The sequence below is a fragment of the Oceaniserpentilla sp. 4NH20-0058 genome, assembly GCF_040371755.1.
Lineage (GTDB): Bacteria > Pseudomonadota > Gammaproteobacteria > Pseudomonadales > Oceanobacteraceae > Bermanella.
Genome location: NZ_BAABWE010000001.1, coordinates 106,026 through 130,127, shown reverse-complemented (window position 1 = coordinate 130,127; position 24,102 = coordinate 106,026). Strand labels below are relative to the sequence as shown.

Below are 24,102 nucleotides of genomic sequence, written 5' to 3'. Positions count from 1 at the left end.
AGTCAGTTATGCGTCTATATCAGCTAGTTGTAATTCAATCTGAGCAGATACATCTCGGTACTTTTTATCTAACTTTTTCATGGCCTTCTTAGATATTCCACCTAAAACATCAACACTATGACGAACACGTGCGCGACTCATATCTGGACCAATGATAGCCATACTATCTAAAACAGAAAACGAGTTTGGCGTACCTGCAATGGCCACAAAAAAACCATACAAGAAGTCTTTTGGCTTAACCCCTTCAATTTTTGCCAATGCGAATAATCTTTGCTGAATCTCAGGCTTTTGCCAGTCACGAATGGCCTCTAATTGCCACAAACCCATTTGCAAAAGCTCAACCATCTGAGTTGGTTCAATCGATTTATGAGCAAAATCAGTTTCATCTACCTCAGGCATGCCTGATAGTAAAAATCCAGCTAAAGGAACCACATCACTAAAGCGCTCAATACGTGGCTGGATATGAGCAATAGCAGGTGCTAAGGCTTCTTTATTCAACCCCCATTTGATGAACTGTTCTACAAATTCACTTTCAGAAAGATCGCGAATCCACTGACTATTCAACCAACTTAGTTTTTCCTGATCAAAAATCGGACCGCCAAGAGATACCCGAGAAATATCAAAATGAGAAAACATCTCATCACGACTAAATTGTTCACGTTCATCAGGCATAGACCAACCCATACGGCCTAAATAGTTAAGCAATGCTTCAGGCATAAAACCCATATGCTTGTAATACAAGATACTTGTTGGGTTCTTACGTTTGCTTAGCTTAGATTTATCAGGGTTACGCAATAATGGCATATGACAAAGTACGGGCATATCCCAACCGAAATACTTATAAAGAAGCTGGTGCTTTGGCGCAGAGCTAAGCCATTCTTCTCCACGAATCACATGAGTTATATCCATTAAATGGTCATCTACCACATTAGCCAGATGATAAGTGGGCATGCCATCTGATTTCATTAGAATCTGGCAATCCACCATACCCCAATCCATTTCGATATCACCGCGTAACATATCATTAAACGTACAAACACCCTCTTCTGGTACGTGCATCCTAACCACATAAGATGCCCCTTCGGACTCCCTTTGCGCAACGACATCCTCAGGTAACTCAAGATCGCTAAATTTAAGCGCAGAGAAACCACCTGCTTCTTGCTTTTGAGCGCGAAGCTCGTCTAATTCCTGTGCAGTACGATAACATTTAAAGGCGTGACCAGATTCCAACAGTATTTCAATATGCTTTGCATAAATATCACGGCGCTCACTTTGACGGTAAGGGCCATTATCACCGCCAACATCAGGGCCTTCATCCCAATCTAAACCTAACCAGCGCAAGCTATCATAGATAGATTGTTCTGATTCAGCTGTGCTTCTTGCTTGATCCGTGTCTTCAATACGCAGTAGAAATTGACCACCATGCTGACGTGCGAATGCTAAATTGAACAAAGCAATATAAGCAGTACCAACATGAGGGTCACCAGTTGGCGAAGGCGCAATACGAGTACGGACAGTCATAATTATCTCAAAGGGTGAAAAGTTGCCGAATTATAGGGGTTAAGCCCGCTTTGGCCAATATCATTAGCTGAACTATGCTTAAAAAAACTTCGGCCGGTTGCTTTCCTACATGTCTATTCGACTATTTGTTGTATTAATGTTCTTATCTTGCCTAGCAACGGCTATGGAAGTTGGGTCAGAGGACAAAATAACGATCAATCAGTTTGAATACTTTATCGACAGCAATCATCATTACAGCCCTCAAACCATCGATAATTCAACCAATTTGAAATGGACAGAAATCAATCAAACAAGCATTAATCTAGGATATGAACAATCCACTGTTTGGATTAAGTTCCATATAACAAATAGTCTAACCTCTAATAGGGATTACCTATTAGATATAAACTATCCATTACTAGATTACATAGACCTATACGAACGTCGTAATAAGCAATACCACACACTCATTCATTCAGGTGATGGGCGCCCCTTTGACAGCAGAGACTTCAAACACCCAAACTTTGTCACTGCCATTAAATTAACTCCCAATGAAACAAAATCATTTCTAATTAAGGTAAGAAGTAACGCCCCTATTCAAACAGAAGTTCTTCTGTGGAGCCCTAATGAGTTTCAAAATTTTTATCGCTCCAAGGCAAGTATTACTTTTCTGTATTTGGGGGTTTTACTCAGTACCGCATTATTTAACCTAGTGGTCTTTCTATTTATAAAAGAAAGAACATTTCTGGCCTACGGTTTGTACGCCACGTCATTTGCATTACTCATGACCTCACAAGACGCCATTTTATTTGAATATATCTTCCCTAACCATCCGAAATACCATAACTGGGCCCAACTCATATTAGGTGCTTCAACACTTTCATTAACATGCTTATTTAACCTTTTATTTCTTAAGCTCAATAAATCAAGCAATGGTAAGTTGCTATATCTAATGAGCTTTGTACCAATAGGTATCGTATTAAGTAGCGTTATAATCGGCTATTCAATGGCCATTAAACTACTTATATCAAGCATACTTTTGATCATTCCATTGTGCTTTATGATCGGAGTCATCCATTCAAAAAACAACGAGAATCGAATTTTTTATTTAGTAGCTTGGAGCTGGCTATTTATTGGTGTCATCATTTTTATTTTCTCCAAGCTAGGCTATATACCTTTCAACTTATTTACTAATCACGCCATTCAATTAGGTTCGGCTTTAGAGTTATTGACGTTTGCCATTGCGCTTGCAAAACGTTTACACACTGAAAAAGAAACACGCATTCAGGCCCAGCAAATTATCATAGACAGCACCAAGCAAAGTGCAAAATTCCAGCAAGAGCTTCTATATAACGCAACACATAATGACATCACAGGCTTTCCAAACCGAAATTTATTTAGCCGTGAACTAGAAACACTCATTAAAACTGAGAATAGTTTTACCGTTGTGCTACTGCACCTATCTCGCATATCTGAACTTGATAAAACATTAGGGCGAGAAATCAGTAACTATGTATTAGAGCAAGTATCCATTAATTTGAATTCATACATTCACCATATGGAAAACATTCAATGCCTAGATAAACTGGAAGAATTTTACGCTGCAAATCTAAGTAACAGCACCTTCTCATTTGTAATAAAAAACAATAAAAAACAAGAAGTAGACCAAGTCCTGCAGTCACTAGCCCATAAAATTAACAAGCCAATATTAGTTAATGAGCTACTCATTGATCCATGGGTCACTCAAGGTTATGCGATCTATCCAGAGCATGGAAAGAGTGCTTCATTATTACTGCGAAATGCTACCATCGCACTGGATCACGCAGACACTAAAGAAAGTGGTATAAGCTACTACCATACAGATCAAGACACATACAATGAAAGGAGGTTAATTTTAATTAATGAATTAAAGCCCGCAATTTCCACCAACAAAATGCAGTTACTGTATCAACCTTTAATTAATACAAATAGTGAGGCAATTATCGGCGCCGAAGCTTTAATAAGGTGGCCACATGAAGATTATGGTGTCGTCCTTCCAGATGAATTCATAGAAATAGCCGAGCAAACTGGCATCATTCAGGCACTGAGTTTATGGGTATTTAAAAATGCACTTAACCAATTAAAACTATGGCTAAAAATGAATCCTAATTTTTTGATGTCGGTTAATATTTCAGCACATAACATTAAAAATAAAGAATTCATAAGGGCCATATTACTACTGATATCTGACACACCAAATATCGCAAAAAATATCATTCTGGAATTAACTGAATCTCAAATGATGGGAGACACCCAACACACCTTAGAAAATCTTTGGTCACTAAGTGAACACGGTTTTAATATCGCAATTGACGATTTTGGGACAGGATATAGCAACTTAAGCTATTTAAAAAAATTACCGGCCAATGAACTAAAAATCGATAAAACTTTTATTCTTAACTTAGAAAGCGACAAGCAAAATCAAGTACTGGTACAAACGGCGATACAGATGGCCCATAACTTAGGATTGAAAATCGTCGCGGAGGGAGTCGAGTCGGAAAAATGTCGCGCCATACTTGAAACAATGCAATGTGATATGTGCCAAGGCTTTCATTTTTCCAAACCTATTTCAGCCAAGCAATTCAGTATACTTATCGACAAGCCCTAATAAATAGCATTAGATACTATCCGCCTACAAGGCAATTTTTAAATCTAACTTCACAGAAAGTCGCATACGAGACACTTTTAGACTAAAAGATAAACCATCATTCGTTTTCATGCTTGCAAGATAACAACAACGGAAAATGTCATGAAAACATTCCAAAAACTTAAATCAGCAGCCTCCTATATAGGTTGCGCAGCTTTAACGCTAGCTCTAGTAGGTTGTAATTTAGAAGCCGAAACTGAGCAAGGCACCTATCAAGGTGTTGAAACAGACGGCATCATTTCATTCAAAGGTATTAAGTATGCGACAGCTGAGCGCTTTGAAGCACCTACAGCAGCTCCATCTTTCACCGACATCCAGTTAGCTGACACTGCTGGTAGCCCGTGCCCACAAGTGGGCGGCTCGTTTGGTACATCTAGCGTAAATGAGGATTGCTTGTTTTTAAATATCGATCGACCAGCACTGGGTAAAAATCGCCCTGTAATGGTTTGGATCCACGGTGGCGCATTCATTACTGGTTCTGGCGATACTTATGACACCAGTCGTTTAGTTGAGCAAGGCGTTGTTGTGGTTACTATTAACTATCGCTTAGGTGCTTTAGGCTTTTTAACTCACCCAGCGCTGTCTGAAGCAACAGGCACAGGTTCAGGTAACTATGGCTTGATGGATCAACAGTTTGCCCTACAGTGGATTCAAGATAATATTGAAGCATTTGGCGGCAACCCAGATAACGTTACTATCTTTGGTGAATCAGCAGGTGGTCACAGCGTTATGGATCAATTAACTATCCCGACTTCTCAGGGCTTATATAGTAAGGCTATTGTACAAAGTGGTACGTACCATCTAGAAGAAGTTCCACTAGAAGTAGCAGAAGGTTTAGGTCAATTACTGGTCGCAAACTCTAACTGTGCCACTAGTACTGACATGCTAAATTGCTTAAAAACATTACCAGTTGAAGATATGCTTGCTGCTCAAGGTAGTGATCAATTCCTACCGACCACAGGCACTGCTTTCCACCCTTATTCACCACTTGTTGCAACTTATACTGGTCAGTTAGCTGACGTACCATTAATGAGCGGTAGCAATAAAGATGAAGGCACGTTGTTCACAGCTCTAGCTCAAGTTAATGCCTATGAAGCGGCTATCCAAGAAGCGGCAACCGCGGCTTATCTTGCTGAATTAGCGCAATCAGGTGACCCTGTAGCAGCTGCAGCCGCAGCTGAAGCAGCCGGCACTGCTGCTTCTCAAGGTAGCGCGTTCTATGCAGCTGCTGCTGTGATCTCATCTCAAGCAACCTATGATGCAGCAGTAACTACACTACTTGCACCTTTCCCTTACACCTTAAACGGTCACACCATTGCAGAAGTTGCGGATGAATACCTTGCGGGCACAACAGATTACTACGGTGCCTACAACCGTTTGCAAACAGACTGGCGCTTTGCCTGTACTGCTTTAAATACAGCCAATACGTTGAAAGCTAATCCTTATCGTAGCAGTGATATTTTTGCTTATCACTTCACCGACCAAAATGCACCAAACCTATTTGCTCCGTACTTTCCAATTGGCTTTGCAGCTGGCGCAAGTCACGCAGCTGAGATTCCTTATGTGTTAAGTGATGGTTCAGGCTTCGAAGGCAATGAAGATCAAGCAGCACTTTCTGCGGCCATGATTAAATATTGGACAACGTTTGCTAAAACCGGCAATCCTAATCCAAACCACAGCCAGTTAGTACAATGGCCTGCATTCTCTGCTGTTGAAAACAACATGCTTGAATTAGGTACTGGAGACAACTTTAAAGTGCTTGCGGAAGCAGACTTCAATAACACCCACAATTGCGGATATTGGAACATTCCAACACAATAAATTACTAAATATTTTTAGCTAATTTATTTCTAATAAAGGGCGAGTAATCGCCCTTTTTATTTTTTTATAAAATAATTTAACAATTATTAATTATTTCCCTTCCTGCTAAATCTTAATTTTTATTTAAAAAGCGCTCCACATAAAAAGCATTCTAAAAACAATTAAGTTAAGTATCCGTTTTCCTTTTTTAACGATCATTAAATTTCAAATTAACTTGCACCTACTAATTATTAGTTTGTTAATCAATAAAACAGCATTCACATCTTAGCTTCACTCACAGAACTATCGGGACCATGAAACTCACTACATATAACTAGACAGTAAAAGCCAATCTATATGGAATTCCCCCATTAAACAGCTAATATTAATATTCATGTCACACAAGGGACACTTGTTTTGTGTGACATAAATCATGCTTTATGCTCATTTCGCTAAATACAGTAACAACGGAAGAAGTAATGAATAAATCCCGAATTTTAGGAACTGCAGCGTCCTATATAAGCTGTGCCGTATTATCTTTAGCCTTAGTGGGCTGTGGATCCTCATCAAATGACAAGGAAGAAACACCACCAGTTGTAGAACCACCAGTTGTAGCACCACCAGAGGTTACAACTGAACAGGGTACTATCGAAGGTGTCCAAGAGGACAGTCTTATTTCATTTAAAGGCATTAAATACGCTGCAGCTCCTACGGGTGATTTACGCTTTAAAGCACCAACAGCGCCTCCTGCCCTGACAGAAACACAAGTGGCGGATTCATTTGGCTCAAATTGCCCTCAGAAAGACTCTGGTTTTGGTGGCGGTAGCACGAACGAAGATTGTTTGTTCTTAAATGTTTACACCCCTGATACAGATGGCGACTACCCTGTCATGGTTTGGATTCATGGCGGAGCATTTGTATATGGCTCTGGCTCAGATTATGACCCAACACGCTTAGTCGACGAAGACGTGGTGGTTGTGACGCTTAATTATCGATTAGGTGCATTAGGGTTCTTAGCTCATCCGGAACTAACAGCTGAAGCAAGTGCTGGTTCAGGTAACTATGGCCTTATGGACCAACAGTTTGCTCTTCACTGGATTCAAGATAATATCAGTGTTTTTGGTGGGAACCCTGATAACGTCACCATCTTTGGGGAATCAGCAGGTGGCCATAGTGTAACATCTCAGTTAGTAGCAACTGGCCATGAAGGGCTTTTCCACAAAGCCATTATTCAAAGTGGCAATTACCACTTAGAGCAACAATCACAAGTACTCGCTGAAGATTTAGGGAATAATGCTGATCTTGTTTTTCCTGGCACTGGTTACGCAACCCTTGCAGGGTGCGCCACTACCGGAGAAGATTTGACCTGCCTAAGGGGCAAAACAGTTACCCAACTGCTAGCTGCCCAAACTCAGGATCAATACATCCCTACATCAGGCACAGGCAATGGCTTCTTACCAGTTACACCTGAGACCGCCATTGCAGCAGGTGATTTTGCTGACGTGAGTATTATGAATGGCACAAACTTGAATGAAGGTACGCTTTTTACAGCCCTTGAACAAGGCGATGCACTGACTAATGCATTACCAGAAGGCGTTACCTCAGAAGATGCTACAGACGCACAATTATTAGCTGCTTTCTTTGTAAGCTTGGGATTTCTTGATACAGAAGATGAGTACCTAGCAATAGTTAACGATCTATTCCTTTACTTCCCAGCTCTCTTAGCTCAAAGCAACCACACCATCACCGAAATTGCAGCAGAGTACGCCGCAGACTTTACAACAACAGTAGACGGAACAACAACGGTAGATTACTACAAAGCAGCAAGCAAAATTCACACTGACTGGCGCTTTGCCTGCACAGCATTGAACACTAACGATCAGCTTGCTGAACACGCTACTGTTTACGCGTATCACTTCACAGACACTACTGCTCCAAATATTTTAGGTGACTTTGAGCCAATTTATCTAGGAGCAACTCATTCAGCTGAGATTCAGTATCTGTTAAGTGATGGCACTCAATTTAACACGGAACAGCAAGCCCTCTCTGATGCTATGATTGACTACTGGACCTCATTTGCAAAAACTGGTAACCCTAATCCTAATAATAGTGATTTAGTTACTTGGACTGAGTTCGGTACCAATGGTGCTATGATTGATTTAAATACAACGTTAGCCGCCACAACAAGAGGAAATTTCAATACTACTCACAAATGTGATTACTGGCCTCAAGCAACGGCCAATTAAAAAGCCAAGAAGTTACTAATCTTGCAATTTAAAAGGGCGATCTATTCGCCCTTTTTTTATTTTTGAAATTCTATGTTTTACTGCGAATAAATAAAAAAATCTCAACACCGCTCAACTAATCTGATCAAAATTCAGGCATAAAAAAAGCCAATCAAAGATTGGCCTTTAGAGTAAAAATCACGAGTGTACGAATTACATAGCCGACATACCACCATCTACAGCAATGCACTGGCCATTCATAAAGCTATTACCCGGAGAGCACATCATCAACATCACATTAGTAATTTCAACAGGCTGACCTAAACGTTTCATTGGGCAACTGCGAGCCAAAATTTCTTGTGTTGATTCCTTGGTATCTCCAATTAGCTCGCCATCTGCCACCATTGGTGTCAAAGTGAAAAATGGACAAACAGCATTTACACGAATACCTTTTCTTGCATATTCAACTGCAGCAGTTTTGGTTAGGCCAATAACGGCATGCTTAGCTGCTGAGTAAGCACTAATATTTGGCGCACCACCTAGGCCTGCCATAGAACTTACATTCAGAATCACACCATCACCTTTTGGCATCATGGCTTCTATTTGATGCTTCATACCATAAACCACACCTTTGATATTAATATCAAATTGTAAATCCATGATTTCATCCGTCATTTGATGCAATGGTATATAACCGTGTGAAATACCGGCATTGTTGATAGCAATATCCAACTGTCCGTAATTTTCAATAGCCGCATCAACCATGGCTTTGCATTCGTCTTCTTTTGAAACATCACACTTAATCACTGTTACTGGGCCAGCTAGAGTTTCAGCAACGGCATTCAGGCCTTCAATATTTAAATCACCAATCACTAATTTGGCACCGCGGGCCGAAAAGTCGATGGCTAGTTGCTTACCAAAACCACTGGCAGCGCCCGTAATCAAAACCACTTTATCGGTAAAATCTAGTAATGAATCCAAGGTCGTACTCCTATTCTTAGTGATAAATCCACTTTTTGATCAATTACATGAATGAAATCTATCTTCACTCATAAATAAAATTAATTATAATCACCATCTACTATGACCTAAATTTATTAAATGTACATGACCAAGTTGTTCATACATTCCTCTTTTATTATTTACGCGGCGACACGACTAAGTAGCACCCAACCCTTTATGTTCGCTATAATGCGCCGCTTATTAATATGCAGTGATCACTATGAACTCTAAATCCATCAATCGTACTTTTTCAACTGCCCCTATGATGGATTGGAGCGACAAGCACTGTCGTTATTTCTGGCGTCTTTTATCAAAAGAAGCCCTGCTCTACACAGAGATGGTCACATCAGGAGCAATCATTCACGGCAAGGGTGGTCCGGAGCGCTTTTTGAACTTCAACCAAGAAGAACACCCAATCGCTCTACAACTAGGCGGAAGCAATCCGGCTGAGCTCGCCCAATGCGCAAAAATCGCCCAAGACTTTGGTTACGACGAAATCAACCTCAATGTCGGCTGTCCAAGTGATCGCGTGCAAAATAATCTAATTGGCGCTGTTATGATGGGCCACCCCAACCTAGTGGCCGATTGCATTAAAGCCATGCAGGATGCCGTTGATATCCCGGTGACCATCAAACACCGTATTGGTATTGATGACCAAGACAGTTATGATGAATTACACAGTTTTGTTGAAACCGTTGCCAATACCGGCTGCGAGACCTTTATCATTCATGCTCGTAAAGCCATCTTGCAAGGGTTATCGCCAAAAGAAAATCGTGAAATTCCGCCACTAAAATATGATGTTGTGGCTCAAATTAAACGGGACTTCCCTCAGTTAGAAATCCTGCTTAATGGCGGCCTTGAAACTTACGAGCAAATGCATGACGCCCTAACCTATTGTGATGGCGTGATGATCGGCCGCGAAGCCTACCATAACCCTTCTATATTGCTGGACGTAGACAGTGAGTTTTACAATCACGAAAAAAAAAACCATGACAAAAAAGCCATCGTGCGCAGTTTATATCCTTACATCGAAAACCACTTAAAAGAAGAACGTAGCAAGCTTGCCTATATTACTCGTCATATTTTGGGGTTATTTAATGGCATGACTGGCAGTCGACAGTTTCGTCGCCACCTAAGTGAACAAGCCTACAAACCCACAGCTGGCATTGAAATTGTCGAAGCTGCCTTAGCACTCATGCCGGATTAATCACTCAATGTCACACAAACACTTGTATACACCTTAAATAGGTGAAAAAGTGTCATATAACTCGTGTTTACTGAGTTACCTTATTTGACTTTGTACAACAAATTAAACAAAGTAATCACCTATACGACACAATAAGTAAGTAGTCTCATGAACAAATTAGAACAATTAAAAACCATGACCTCTGTGGTAGCAGACACTGGCGACATTGAAGCCATTAAACGCTATCTTCCTGAAGACGCCACCACCAACCCATCACTTGTATATAAAGCCGCCCAGCTTGATCAGTACCGCCCATTAATTAATGAATCAGCCGCATGGGCTAAAACACAATCTGGCGATGTACTAGAGAACACTCTAGACATGGTTTCGGTAAAACTAGGCATCGAGATTTTAAAAATTGTACCGGGCTATGTCTCTACCGAGGTAGATGCACGTCTATCTTTTGATACCATTGCCACAATCAACAAAGCTCGTCGCTTAATTAGCCTGTATGAAGACGCTGGTATCGAACGTAATCGCATACTAATAAAAATCGCCTCCACTTGGGAAGGGATTCAAGCAGCCAAAGTCCTTGAAGAAGAAGGCATCACCTGCAACTTAACCCTACTGTTTAACATTGCCCAAGCCATTGCCTGCGCTCAAAGCAATATTACCCTCATCAGTCCATTTGTTGGCCGTATTTTAGACTGGTACAAAAAAGCAGAAGGGGTTGATAGCTACCCAGGCATGCAAGACCCAGGTGTTATGTCAGTCACTCGCATTTACCAGTACTTCAAAACCCATGGTTATGACACCATAGTAATGGGTGCAAGCTTTCGCAATACGGACGAAATTGAATGCCTATCGGGCTGTGACAAACTCACCATATCCCCTGACTTACTTAACTCGCTAAACGAAGACAGCGGTACATTGACACAAGCATTAAATGCTAACAATCAGTCTAACGAAACCAAATGGGAAGAACTGACCGAATCCCAATTCCGCTGGCACCTAAACCAAGACCCAATGGCCACAGAAAAACTGGCCGAGGGCATTCGCAACTTCACTAAAGACCTGATCTCACTAGAGCAGTTATTATCCAGTGAATATCTTAGCGAGAAGGAATCTAATTAATCATGTTCAAGCATATTCTCGACTGGTTTAAAGAACCCGCGACTGAAACCATACCTACTAATGATACTGAACGGGCAAGCGCTGCTTTAATGGTTGAAGTAGCACTGGCTGATGACAGCATCACTCAAGCAGAGAAAGATGCATTACCTGAAATGCTGAAAAACCACACAGGTTTAACCACACAAGAATGTGTCAGTTTAATTGAAACCGCCCACCATGAGGTGGATCATGCCGTGTCTTTACATCAGTTCACACAGCACTTAAACGAAGCCTTAGATTTAGAGAAAAAAATACAACTACTGACTCGTTTATGGCAAATTTCACTAGCGGATAATCACATAGATAAATACGAAGAACACACCATTCGTAAAATTGCCGACTTATTGCATTTGAGACACAGCGAATTCGTACAGTGTAAGCAATCCGCCTTAAACGCCCATGAGTAAAGGGGTTGTCATTGCTGGTGCCACGGGAGAAATGGGCAAAAGACTTGTAAAAAAGTTAATTGCACACAATTAAAACTGTACAATTCATGCTCTAGTACGCACTACTTCCCTAGATTTACCACCACAAGTTATTCAACATGTGGTGGATTTCTGTAAGCTTGAGCAATTTCATTTAGATCAGCAATTTAGCATGGCTTATTGCTGCCTTGGTACAACCATCAAGCGAGCTGGATCAAAAAAAGCATTTAGACAAATTGACCACCTATTAGTGATTCAGTTTGCTCGCTGAGTACAGCAGCATGATTGCGATAAATTTGCCTGCATCACAGCCATTGCTGCAAATCGCAAAAGCAGAAACTTCTATTTACAAGTAAAGGGCGAAACCGAACACGACTTAACCCAGATGAACTTTAAGCATTTATGGCTCATTCGGCCAAGCTTGTTATTGGGTGATCGGGCAGAGTTTCGTTTAGGGGAATATCTGGGCACACTAATTGGTAAAATTACAGCCCCACTCATGCAAGGGCCATTATTGAAATATCGCCCCATTCCAATGATCGAATTAGCCGAGACCATGGCCCTGCTAGCAGAGACTCATAACACTAAAGAAGGTTGCCATGTGCTAGAAGGGAAATATCTATATCCCTAGACTTATTCTGAGTCAGCACTTGGAGAAGATTGGGCTTCTTGCTTGGCCTTTATCATGGCCTCTAGTTTTTTCTTACGCAGCGTGCATAAATCCAATACACGCATTTTTTCCGCGGGCATGAAATCATTCCATTTTTGGCGTTCAGTACGTGAACGTAAACAACCCATGCAATAGCCCTTAGCGTTGCTCTGGCAAACACCAATACAAGGGTTGGGAACTGGGAATAATTCAACTTGCTGCATCGTTGACCTGACGTCTTAATTTGAGACAGTCTAGCCTATTGAAACAGGCCATCCAAGCATCTGTGTTGTATCACTGAGCTTTATACTGACTATATAGTATATAACTATGAATTATGGGTTAGATTCGTGTAGAATTCTGCCCACTTTTTCCACTGTGTGGTTCTCAGTTCCTCCGAGCCTACGCAGAACAACCGCTGAACTATAGTACTTATTCACCTATATTTGAGCATATTACAGAGGCATATAATGACTGATCGCATTCAAGTTGGCGGCCTACAAGTCGCAAAAGAACTTTTTGATTTCGTTAACGAAAAAGCCATTCCAGGCACAGGTGTTGACCAAGACAAATTTTGGTCTGAATTCAGCACACTAGCGAACGAACTAGCGCCTAAAAACAAAGCGTTACTTGCTAAACGTGATGATCTTCAAGCTAAAATCGATGCCTTCCACACAGAACGCAAAGGCTCGCCTCTTAACTTTGCTGAATATAAGTCTTTCTTACAAGAAATCGGCTACCTAGTTGAAGAAGGTGCCGATTTTGAAGCCACTACTCAAAATGTAGAGCCTGAAATTGCTGAAATGGCTGGCCCACAGCTAGTAGTACCGGTAATGAACGCCCGCTTTGCACTAAATGCATCAAATGCTCGCTGGGGTTCTTTGTACGATGCCGCATACGGTACCACGATTATCTCTGAAGAAGGTGGCGCGGAAAAAGGCACTGGCGGATACAATAAAGTACGTGGCGACAAAGTTATCGCATACGCTCGTGGTGTATTAGATACAGCCGCCCCATTAGCAAACGGCTCTCACGTTGGTACAACTAACTACGCTATCGAAGCAGGTAAACTGGTTGTTACTCTAGGGGACGGTTCAAAAACTGGCCTAAAAGAAGAAAACAAACTAGTTGGTTTCACTGGTGACATCGCTAATCCAACATCTATCTTACTTAAGAACAACGGCCTGCACCTAGAAATCGTATTTGATGCCACTAGCCCTGTTGGCTCTACGGATCCTGCTGGCATTACTGATATCATCTTAGAATCAGCCTTAACTACCATCATGGACTGCGAAGACTCAGTAGCCTGTGTAGATGCAGCTGACAAAGTGATCACATACGGTAACTGGTTAGGTCTAATGAAAGGCGACCTAGCGGAAGAAGTATCTAAAGGCGGCAAAACCTTTACCCGTACCATGAACGCTGACCGTGAATTCAACGGCCTAGACGGCAACACTTTCAAATTGAAAGGCCGCTCTATGTTGTTCGTACGTAACGTGGGTCATCTAATGACTAACCCAGCCATTCTTTTAGAAGATGGCAGCGAAATCCCTGAAGGCATCATGGACGGTGTCATCACCACTCTAATCGCTATTCACGATATCAAAGGCAACAGCCCTATCCAGAACTCAACGACAGGTTCTGTGAATATCGTTAAGCCTAAGATGCACGGCCCTGAAGAAGTTGCATTTGCAGATGAGCTTTTCGCACGTGTTGAAGACGCACTTGGCCTACCTCGCTTCACCATGAAAATGGGTATCATGGATGAAGAACGTCGCACCACTGTTAACCTAAAAGAGTGTATCCGTGCTGCTAAAGACCGTGTTGTATTCATCAACACCGGTTTCCTAGACCGTACAGGTGACGAACTACACACCTCAATGCTGGCAGGTCCTTTCGTTGCTAAAACAGTCATGAAGCAACAAAAATGGATCAGCGCATACGAAGACTGGAACGTAGACACCGGTCTTGAAACTGGCCTACAAGGTCGTGCGCAAATCGGTAAAGGCATGTGGCCAATTCCTGATGAAATGGGCATGATGATGGAACAAAAAATTGGTCACCCTAAAGCCGGTGCCAATACAGCTTGGACCCCATCACCAACCGCTGCTACCCTACACGCGATTCACTACCACATGGTAGACGTATTCGAAGTGCAAAACGGCCTGAAAACTCGTGAACACGCCAACGTAGACGACATTCTAACTATTCCTCTAATGAGCGAAGAAGAAGCAAAAGCGTTAACCCCTGAGTTCATCCAAAACGAACTAGACAACAACAACCAAGGTATCCTAGGTTACGTTGTACGCTGGGTTGACCAAGGTGTTGGTTGCTCTAAAGTGCCAGACATCAATAATGTTGGCCTAATGGAAGACCGCGCAACACTGCGTATCTCTTCTCAGCACGTTGCTAACTGGCTAGAACACGGTATTTGTACACAAGAGCAAGTTGAAGAAAGCCTAAAACGTATGGCTGCTATTGTAGATGGTCAAAACGCAAACGACCCTCACTACATCCCAATGGCACCTAACTTCAACACCATCGCTTTCCAAGCCGCTTCTGACTTGATCTTCAAAGGTAAAGAGCAACCTTCTGGTTACACTGAGCCACTACTTCACGGCTACCGCTTGAAGTTTAAAGAAGTTAAAGGCATCAAATAAACGGTGCATGATAAGCAAGAAACGTAAAACCCTTGTTTTACGGCTCTAAAAAAACCCAGCTTCGGCTGGGTTTTTTATTAGATGATGAAAAGCTAGGCCTTTAATGCCATAAAAATCAGACAATAAACAAATACCGCCTAGTCACAACAAGCCACCCCAAAACAAAAAAAACACTCTTTACCCTAATTAATTTACTTGTTATCACTCCACACTCTAACCCTTTCATGAATTTCATAATATGTATTAATAAAGTGGCACCGATATCACGTTGCAGAATCTCATTAATGCACTCTACAGATGGAATTCAATATCTGATGGATAAGCATTTTAATACGAACAGGAAGTGCCAAATAATTGAAAATATTAAAAATATCCCCCATATGATCTATAGTTAGTAGTGTTATCTGGTATTAAATTGGTCTATCTTGGTTATGGAAGTGTTTAGTTATTCAGAGCTCCTATCTACGGACAAGGGTTAGATGCAATTAATACCTGATGAAATCACAATTCCTGGCTACGAAATAGAAAGCTTAATATGTGATAGGCTTTCTACGCGGGTCTATCGGGCTCGTCGACTCAAGGATAATCTACCAGTCATGCTCAAGTGCATTGGTAGTGACCAACAAGCACGTGAATCCATCGCCAGTTTAAAGCATGAATACGAAATTGCTCGGCATCTAAATGCTTCCACCGTCATACGTATGCATGATCTGGAATACTTTAACGACTTTCCTGTGGTGGTACTTGAAGATTTCGGTGGCGACTCTTTAGCGAATATCTCCAAACATCACCGCTTTGATCTACATGAAGTACTCTCTATCGGTATTCAACTGGCCAAAGGACTAGCCGAAATCCACGCCGCCAACATCATACATAAAGACATCAACCCTACGAATATTGTCTATAACCCAGAAACGGGCATATTGAAAATTATAGATTTCGGCATTTCAAGCTCCCTTACTAGGGAACAAGCAGCCATCGCTAACCCTCATGTGTTTATGTTAAACCTGCCCTATATTTCACCAGAGCAAACTGGGCGAATGAACCGCTCTATTGATTATCGCTCTGATTTTTATTCTTTTGGTGTCACCATGTTTGAGTTAATTACAGGTGAACTGCCATTTCTCGTGACAGAAGCCATTGAATGGTTTCATTGTCACATTGCAAAACGCCCAAAGGCGCCAATTCAAATTAACCCGACTATTCCACAAGTTGTGTCAGACATTATCGAAAAATTAATGTCTAAAATGGCAGAACATCGTTATCAAAGTGCATCCGGCATAGCAGCTGATTTGCAAAAATGTTTAGATCAACTTGATCAAACAGAACAAATCGAACCATTTCCTTTATGTATCAATGAAATCCCTCAACACTTTCAAATACCTCAGCGCTTGTATGGTAGAGAACGAGAAGTTATTCATTTACTAGACACCTTCAGCCGAGTGCGTAAAGGTAACAATGAGATAGCTTTGGTTTCTGGGCACTCAGGTATAGGGAAAACATGCCTTGTGAGGGAACTATATAAACCAATTACTGAATACAACGGTTACTTTGTCAGCGGCAAGTTCGATCAATTACAGCGAAACATCCCCTACAGCGCAGTCATCAACGCCTTGCAGGAAATGATCAAACAACTGCTATCCCTCAATGAAGAGCACCTATCACAATGGCGTAGTAAACTTCTTGATGTATTAGGACCCAACGGCCAAATCATAATCGAGCTTTTTAGCGACGTAGAATTAATCATCGGCCCTCAACCCCCTGTGACAAAATTACCCCTTATCGAAACTGAACAACGTTTCCATTTAGTTTTTTTAAATTTTATAAAAGTGTTTTGTAACCCAGAACATCCATTGGTTATTTTTTTAGACGACCTTCAATGGGCTGACAGCGCCAGCCTTAATCTCATTGAGATCCTCACCAACCCTGATTCGAAAACCAAAAATTTACTCATCATTGGTTCGTATCGAAATAATGAAGTCTTTAAAGGGCACCCACTGCTACAGTGCATCGAAAATTTAGCCAATCAAAACTGCACCATTAACGAAATCCAACTACAACCTTTAACACTTGCCAATATAACTGATCTATTATCCGATGCTTTATATAGTGATGCATCCCAAGTACAACAACTGGCACAACTATTGGAACAGAAAACCGCTGGAAATCCATTCTTTGCCGAGGAGTTTTTAAAAGCCCTAAACAAAGAAAATCTTATTACCTACTCTAAAGATAAACATCAATGGCAGTGGGATATAAATCAGATTCAAGCACAAAAAATGACGGACAATGTGGTGGACTTAATGACGGAAAAACTTCGTCAACTGCCGCCTACAAGCTTACACCTAATGGAGCTAGCAGCTTGTATCGGAAATCGCTTTAAACTCAATGACCTCGCAGTGGTTTCGGAACAAGTAAACGACTCCATCGCTAAAAATTTACGCTATGCAATGGGTGAAGGTGTCATCGCCCCAATCGGCGATGCCTATCAATTACTAGAACTAGACGACAATCAAAATGACGAGCTATCAATTGAATTTGCTTTCGCCCATGACCGCATTCAACAGGCCGCATATTCGTTGTTAGATGACAAAAACAAAGAACAAACCCATCTTAAAATTGGTCGTTTATTATTAATAAATGCATCCGAAAGCCAGCAAAAAGAAAAGTTATTTGATATAACCAACCACTTAAATCTAGGCGTACACTTTATTGAAGACGCCATAGAAAAGGATCGCTTATGCCTACTCAATCTAAAAGCAGGTCAACGCGCCAAAGCGTCCAGTGCTTATCAAGCCGCTTTTGCATATCTACAAGCAGCATTACAACTATTACCCACAACATGCTGGCAAGATAAATATTCGTTAACATTAAAACTTCATGAAGAAGCCGCAGAAACGGCTTTCCTTAATGCAGACTACGACTCCATGGAAGCATTTCTCGAAACTGGCTTTACTAAAGCAAAATGTTTATTAGATAAAATTGAGCTCTACCTTGTTAAAACCTCTGCATTAATTGCACAAGGAAAACTTGCAGAAGCAGTAACATTAGTTAAACCAATCATGAAACAACTTGGCCATAAATACCCAGAAAAGCCAAATAAACTTCATGTGGCATTTGAACTGATAAAAAACCTAGTTGTACTTAAAAACGTCAAGCCAGAATCACTGCAACACCACCCAGAAATGACCGACCCTTACCATATTGCCGCTCACAAACTAGGGGATCGTGCAGGTTCAGCTGTATTATTTACGCAGCCAGACATGCTTTCCATGATGGCCTTACGTGCAGCTCGCATCCAGTACAAACATGGTATCTGCCCTGACTCACTACCATCGTGGGCGGTTTATGGCATGGTACTAAGTAGTCAACTTAATAAAACCAAACTCGGCTTCGAATACGGCCAACTCTCTATAACGTTATCACAGCGTTTTCAAAATATGCCTATGCTTGCTCGCTCCATGCATGTTTTTAACGCCATGGTAAGACATTGGCATGAACCAGCAAAAAACACACTTGAACCATTGTTAGACACATTTCGCATCGCCATGGATAACGGCGAATTTGAATACGCCGCTCTCGCCATAGAAATACGTTTATTCACCATGTTTGACCTTGGCTACAATCTTTCTATGTTGGCTGAAGAAATGACAGAATGGCAAGACACATTAAAACCTCTGAAACTTGGCTATGGTTTAGATTATTTGTTAAACCTACAACAGGCTGTCGCCAATCTTCAAGGGCAAGCAGAAGACCCGTTGGTTATGGTAGGCGATATTTACGACATCATTGAAAAAAGAAAATTACACGAAGAGATTGGTGATAACACGTTAATATCAACCGATCACGAAATGTCACTTTGGGTACGCTTCCTGATGGGAGATAGGAAAAACGCCTTAAAACAAGCCAACCTATTCCCCATAGAAAAAAGCCTTGTAGCTGGATTTCAAAAAACTTCTCGCTGTTACATGCTCGACGCATTAATTCGCTTAACCAATATTAAGTACGCAAATAAAAAAGAAAAACGTCAATTATTAAAACAAGCAAAAAAAACGCAAGCCAAAATCAAATCATGGGCCGACCATAACCCTACCAACTTTTTACATAAATACCTATTGGTTGAAGCACAACGTTTACGCGTTAACGGCCATGATTTTGAAGCACATGAACAATTTGATGCTGCCATAGAAAGCTGTACCGATAATGATTTTTTACAGTATCAAGCTTTAGCTAACGAGCTTTGCGGCGAAATGCACTGGGAAAAAGGAAGAAAAACCATTGCACTGCCCTATTTAGCCCAAGCAAGGACTCTGTACGCTAAATGGGGCGCAATGGCGAAGGTTAAACAGTTAGAACAACTTTTCCCTCAATTAACCTCTTTTATTAAACGTACTGAAGTTACACCACCAACCTCGCCAGACGAAACGCACACAAAACATATCGACAATGTTGACATCACCGCATTAATGAAAGCACTTAAAACCATTGCCGATGAAAAAGTACATAGTCGCATGTTACAGGCAATCATTGCGTCCTCAGTAGAATTTGCTGCCGCACAACGAGGCATATTAATACTTCGCAATGCTGAAGGAGATTTTCGCATAGAAGGCGAAATAAGCGTTGAAGGCAGCAACCCAAAAGTATTGCAATCTCTGCTCGTAGAAAAAGCCAAATTATCCCACACCCTATTAAATTATGTACAGAGAACTGGTAACAGCCTTGTGGTTCATGACGCCCAATTACCGTTTGAAGATCTACCCGGCTTACACCTAGATGACTACATACAACAAAACAAAGTACGCTCTATTCTGTGCTTACCTATTATGTCTGGCTGCGACGAAAATATTGAATTAATTGGCCTTCTCTATCTTGAAAACAACCTTACCAGTGATTGCTTCACTCAAGCTCGCTTTGATACGTTAGAGATCATCGTCATGGCCGCCGCTGGTCGATTGGAATTATCTCGTAAAGCGTCATTCGACGGGCTTACAGGCCTATTCAACCATGAATATTTCCAAAACTCTTTAAAACAAGAATTTGCCGCGTCCCGTAGAGCTAAAAATAATTTAGGGCTACTCTTAATCGACATCGACCATTTTAAAAAATTCAACGACACTTGGGGCCATCAAATTGGAGATTTAGTACTGCGTGAAGTATCCAAAGTAATTAAAGACTGCAGCCGTAGCAGTGATCTAGTTGCTCGTTATGGTGGTGAAGAAATGGTCGTGGTACTGCCAAATACCAACCGTAGCGGCGCAATGGAAATTGCAGAACGCATCCGCAGCTCAATAGCCAACCATAGCGTTGCGCACAATGGGGAAGAACTTAAAGTAACCATCAGTTTGGGTGTAGCTTTAATTACACCCGACGTGCAAGATAAAGATGAGCTAATACGCCAAGCGGATGCTGCGCTCTACCGCGCTAAACATAATGGCCGGAATCAAGTTCAAATTTGGGATTAAAATTCTAGAGGAATAACAGTTTACGGCGTGTCTGTTGCACGTTGCCCGCCTGTTATTTTTGCTCGTAGCTCGATACTGAGCCCATGCTTTCCCCTGTCAACGCTTAGCCATAATCGTTACCGATTACCGCCCATGACTCGGGGTTTTGGCGGCTTACTATGCCTTACCAAATAGAGGGCTTTCACCTCCAATCTTACGCCAGCTTTGCTTGGCGCACTGGGTGTCTAAATTTATTTGCTAAATTCGCTAGTTTAAATAACCCTGAAAAGCTGGAATTATTAAATGAATTAGTATTCCACGTTAGAACTATAGTATGATTGCGCGGCATATTAATCGTGCACAAAACGGGAATTTGTAACCATTGGGAAGGGCGATGTTAAAAGTAATACTTATTTCAATATTGGGGCTGAGCCTTGTGGCTTGTGGTGGTGCAGGTTCTGAAGAAGGCGCAGGGTCTGAAGAAGGCGCAGGGTCTGAAGAAGGCGCAGGGTCTAAGAATCCTACACTTACTTACGTATATAAGCTAAATGCGTTCGGAGAGGGTGTTTGTGCACAAGATGGCTATTCAGATAACGATCTTGCAAATGAAGCAGTTAATAATCTAGGTTATTTGTTTGGTAAATGTGAAGACAGTTTAGGTGTTGATATAATAGGCTACTGTGAGGTCTCAAATCAGGTAGCAGAAGAATCGCGTTATTATTTCGATCTTTCCATAAATTATTCTGATGCGGAATCTCGATGCTCTGTATGGGGTGGTGTCTTCTATAATTCACATTACCAGGGAGAAACTGGTGGAGAAACTGGTGGAGAAACTGGTGGAGAAACTGGTGGAGAAACTGGTGGAGAAACTGGTGGAGAAACTGGTGGAGAAACTGGTGGAGAAACTGGTGTATTCAGATTATCTGGAACAGTTTCCAATGCTACAGGTTCATTTGAATTAACACTTAAAAAGAATGGAAAATTGGTTGAAACAGCTACAGTCTCGATGGGCTTCTTTGAATTTTCCACGTTATTTAACGAAAGTGACACCTATGCAGTAGAGGTTTATTCAAACCCTTATGAACAAGTTTGTTCAGTCACGCAAAATGAGTCAGGGACATTTCCAGCTACAAATATTTCTAGCGTTGTTTTATCTTGCCAGGCAGCAAACTATTTTTCAATGGGTGCATTTGGAATACCCAGTGAGGGAGTGACAGTTCAGTTAAATGGAATGGAAAGCGTCATTGTTAACTCAGGCGAGACAGTAGTTAATTTTTTAACACCACTTGCTGTGGGTGATACAATATTTTTGGAGTTAACTCAATTCCCTGAAAATTATAACTGTAAGATTAATGATATAGGTATTGATAATGCAGTCATGGAAGCTCGTTATCAGTATGAAATTTTTTGTTTAGAGTTGAATCGACCAATAGTAGATGTATACCCATCTGGTATTGGATTTGCTGCCATTAGAGATGATGATATTGGAGTTGTATGGGGGTCAAATTTACTGGATGCAAACGCGTCGCAAAACAATCTAGTAAACCTAGATTTCTTTAGTTCTAGTAAAACAGCCTCGGTAATGTATGGAATCAAAACTGATGGAAGTGTTGTTGCATTAAAAGATGAAATTACAGGTGAAAGTATTGATGATGTTAGTCATCTATTGCAATCGGGTGTAAATGGAATTTGGAGTAATTTAGCGTCGAGTGCGGCCAATACGAAAGATGGGTACCTGGTGACTTGGGGCAATACTTTGAATGGCGGTGGTGTCTACCAATACGTAGGGCAAGATTTTAAAGAAGTAGTGTCAAATAACTTTGCTTTTGCGGCCATAAAACAGGACGGATCGGTTGTGGCGTGGGGTAATAGTTCCTTCGGTGGCTCTATAACAGGCAAAACAGCCAAACTACAGAATGTACGTAAAATAGTGGCCATGGGTTCTGGATTTGCCGCACTAACGAATGATGGTGATGTGGTATTTTGGCCTGATATTTCAGAAAGCCAATCAGTCCTAGACCGAGCTGTGGATGTTAAAGACATCGCGGCATCATATTCGGGGGTTGTAGCAGTTAAAGAAAACGGAGAACTTATAGTTATAGGCTATATACAATCTGAACTTATTCTAATTGATGGCAGTTTTACAAATACTACGGACTGGGCAAATACTCTAACTGGGGTAGATAAGGTTTACGCTACTAATGGTGCTTATGCGCTCTTGATGAATGATAAAACGGTGCTAACTATTGGAGATGATAATCATGGTGCTGACAGTGAGCCAGTTGAAGCAGACTTAGTAAATGTAAAAGAAATTTACCCAGTAGGAACAGAAGCAGCGGGTTCTTTTGCGGCGTTAAAAGAAGATGGTACTGTTATTACTTGGGGATATAGCACGGATGCAGGTGATTCATTTTCTGTAGCAAGCCAATTAACAAGTGTCAAAGAGATAATTTCAACTGAGGAAGCATATGCAGCACTAAAAGAGGACGGAACAGTTGTTGCGTGGGGGAACAGTACCAAAGGCGGTAGTACACTGTTAGTTCAAGGTGAACTCACTAATGTACAAAAGATTGTGTCCAACTCTCAAGCATTTGCGGCTATCAGGGAAGATGGTTCGGTTACAACTTGGGGTAATCCTGGAAGGGGTGGAGATAGTTCCAATGTAGCTGTTCAGTTAAACCGATAATTAAAAAACTATTATAAGCCTGTATCACTTGATACGGGCATGCTAATCAAGGCATGAAAAACTGATCAATAGAACAGTCTTGGATAATGTAAAATTGAGACTGTAGATAAATCTGTGTAACTGCCTATCATCAATGCCAGCAATGGAAATTGCAGAACGCATTCGCAGCTCAATAGCCAATCATAGCGTTGCGCACAACGGGGAAGAACTTAAAGTAACCATCAGTTTGGGTGTAGCTTTAATTACACCCGACGTACAAGATAAAGATGAGCTAATACGCCAAGCGGATGCTGCGCTCTACCGCGCTAAACATAATGGCCGGAATCAAGTTCAAATTTGGGATTAAAATTCTAGAGGAATAACAGTTTACGGCGTGTCTGTTGCACGTTGCCCGCCTGTTATTTTTGCTCGTAGCTCGCTAGGTATATTTACCCAAGCAACGCTGGGAGAAAACACCAGCACACAGCCTTGCTTCGCTACCGTTTTGGATATCAGGTTGATCGCTTAATTTAACAGCTTTGATTTTGAACTCATGTGAGTAAAACCATGTTTTTCTGGGGTTATTATACTTGGGCATTGAGACACCTTTAAGTTATTTAAAGGTGTCTACATTATCGGGGGAAGTTCAGGCGATCGTTGACAAACTTGTTATGAGTTTTCCTCAAGGTG

Annotated in this window: 15 protein-coding genes; 11 read left to right on the top strand and 4 right to left on the bottom strand. The window is 41.3% G+C overall.

The features are described 5' to 3' along the window. Positions 1-6: 6 nt before the first annotated feature. Complete coding sequence (gene gltX, locus ABWV45_RS00520; protein ID WP_353347594.1) at positions 7-1,521, bottom strand: glutamate--tRNA ligase; 1,515 nt, start codon at positions 1,519-1,521, stop codon at positions 7-9. 109 nt (positions 1,522-1,630) lie between these two features. Here gltX and ABWV45_RS00515 point away from each other — a divergent pair, with 109 nt between their 5' ends. The 3 genes from ABWV45_RS00515 to ABWV45_RS00505 all read left to right on the top strand — a co-directional run bounded on the left by ABWV45_RS00515 (position 1,631) and on the right by ABWV45_RS00505 (position 8,232). Further along, entirely contained in the window at positions 1,631-4,147 is a 2,517-nt protein-coding gene (locus ABWV45_RS00515; protein ID WP_353347592.1) for an EAL domain-containing protein, read from the top strand. A gap of 141 nt (positions 4,148-4,288) precedes the next feature. After that, on the top strand, positions 4,289-6,007 hold the full coding sequence (locus ABWV45_RS00510; RefSeq protein WP_353347590.1) for a carboxylesterase/lipase family protein: 1,719 nt from the start codon (positions 4,289-4,291) through the stop codon (positions 6,005-6,007). A 458-nt stretch (positions 6,008-6,465) separates the two neighbouring features. Next, on the top strand, positions 6,466-8,232 hold the full coding sequence (locus ABWV45_RS00505) for a carboxylesterase/lipase family protein (RefSeq protein WP_353347588.1): 1,767 nt from the start codon (positions 6,466-6,468) through the stop codon (positions 8,230-8,232). A gap of 192 nt (positions 8,233-8,424) precedes the next feature. Here ABWV45_RS00505 and ABWV45_RS00500 read toward each other — a convergent pair whose 3' ends face one another. Further along, positions 8,425-9,192: an SDR family NAD(P)-dependent oxidoreductase gene (locus tag ABWV45_RS00500; RefSeq protein ID WP_353347586.1), complete on the bottom strand. Its 768-nt coding sequence runs from the start codon at positions 9,190-9,192 to the stop codon at positions 8,425-8,427. A gap of 241 nt (positions 9,193-9,433) precedes the next feature. On the opposite strand from ABWV45_RS00500, the gene dusA reads away from it, so the two are divergent. From dusA to ABWV45_RS00480, 4 genes are all read left to right on the top strand, one after another. Further along, positions 9,434-10,420: a tRNA dihydrouridine(20/20a) synthase DusA gene (dusA, locus tag ABWV45_RS00495; protein WP_353347584.1), complete on the top strand. Its 987-nt coding sequence runs from the start codon at positions 9,434-9,436 to the stop codon at positions 10,418-10,420. 147 nt (positions 10,421-10,567) lie between these two features. Beyond that, positions 10,568-11,533 carry a transaldolase gene (gene tal, locus ABWV45_RS00490; protein ID WP_353347582.1) on the top strand — a complete coding sequence of 322 codons (966 nt, stop codon included), beginning with the start codon at positions 10,568-10,570 and terminating at the stop codon, positions 11,531-11,533. A 2-nt stretch (positions 11,534-11,535) separates the two neighbouring features. Then, a complete protein-coding gene (locus tag ABWV45_RS00485; protein ID WP_353347580.1) occupies positions 11,536-11,979 on the top strand; it encodes a tellurite resistance TerB family protein in 444 nt (147 codons plus the stop codon). Positions 11,980-12,382: 403 nt separating this feature from the next. Further along, complete coding sequence (locus tag ABWV45_RS00480) at positions 12,383-12,628, top strand: Rossmann-fold NAD(P)-binding domain-containing protein (protein ID WP_353347578.1); 246 nt, start codon at positions 12,383-12,385, stop codon at positions 12,626-12,628. A 2-nt stretch (positions 12,629-12,630) separates the two neighbouring features. Here the strand turns inward: ABWV45_RS00480 and ABWV45_RS00475 are convergent, their stop codons facing one another. Further along, entirely contained in the window at positions 12,631-12,870 is a 240-nt protein-coding gene (locus ABWV45_RS00475; RefSeq protein WP_353347576.1) for a DUF1289 domain-containing protein, read from the bottom strand. Positions 12,871-13,116: 246 nt separating this feature from the next. Here ABWV45_RS00475 and ABWV45_RS00470 point away from each other — a divergent pair, with 246 nt between their 5' ends. The 4 genes from ABWV45_RS00470 (at position 13,117) to ABWV45_RS00455 (ending at position 23,779) form a co-directional block, all read left to right on the top strand. Then, on the top strand, positions 13,117-15,306 hold the full coding sequence (locus ABWV45_RS00470; protein WP_353347574.1) for a malate synthase G: 2,190 nt from the start codon (positions 13,117-13,119) through the stop codon (positions 15,304-15,306). 479 nt (positions 15,307-15,785) lie between these two features. Further along, the gene (locus ABWV45_RS00465) at positions 15,786-20,768 is read left to right on the top strand and encodes a diguanylate cyclase (RefSeq protein WP_353347572.1); all 4,983 of its coding nucleotides are present in this window, start codon (positions 15,786-15,788) and stop codon (positions 20,766-20,768) included. 373 nt (positions 20,769-21,141) lie between these two features. Then, complete coding sequence (locus ABWV45_RS00460; protein WP_353347570.1) at positions 21,142-23,433, top strand: RCC1 domain-containing protein; 2,292 nt, start codon at positions 21,142-21,144, stop codon at positions 23,431-23,433. Positions 23,434-23,575: 142 nt separating this feature from the next. Continuing rightward, complete coding sequence (locus ABWV45_RS00455) at positions 23,576-23,779, top strand: GGDEF domain-containing protein (protein WP_353347568.1); 204 nt, start codon at positions 23,576-23,578, stop codon at positions 23,777-23,779. A gap of 72 nt (positions 23,780-23,851) precedes the next feature. Here the strand turns inward: ABWV45_RS00455 and ABWV45_RS00450 are convergent, their stop codons facing one another. Further along, positions 23,852-24,010: a hypothetical protein gene (locus ABWV45_RS00450; protein WP_353347566.1), complete on the bottom strand. Its 159-nt coding sequence runs from the start codon at positions 24,008-24,010 to the stop codon at positions 23,852-23,854. Positions 24,011-24,102: the final 92 nt, after the last annotated feature.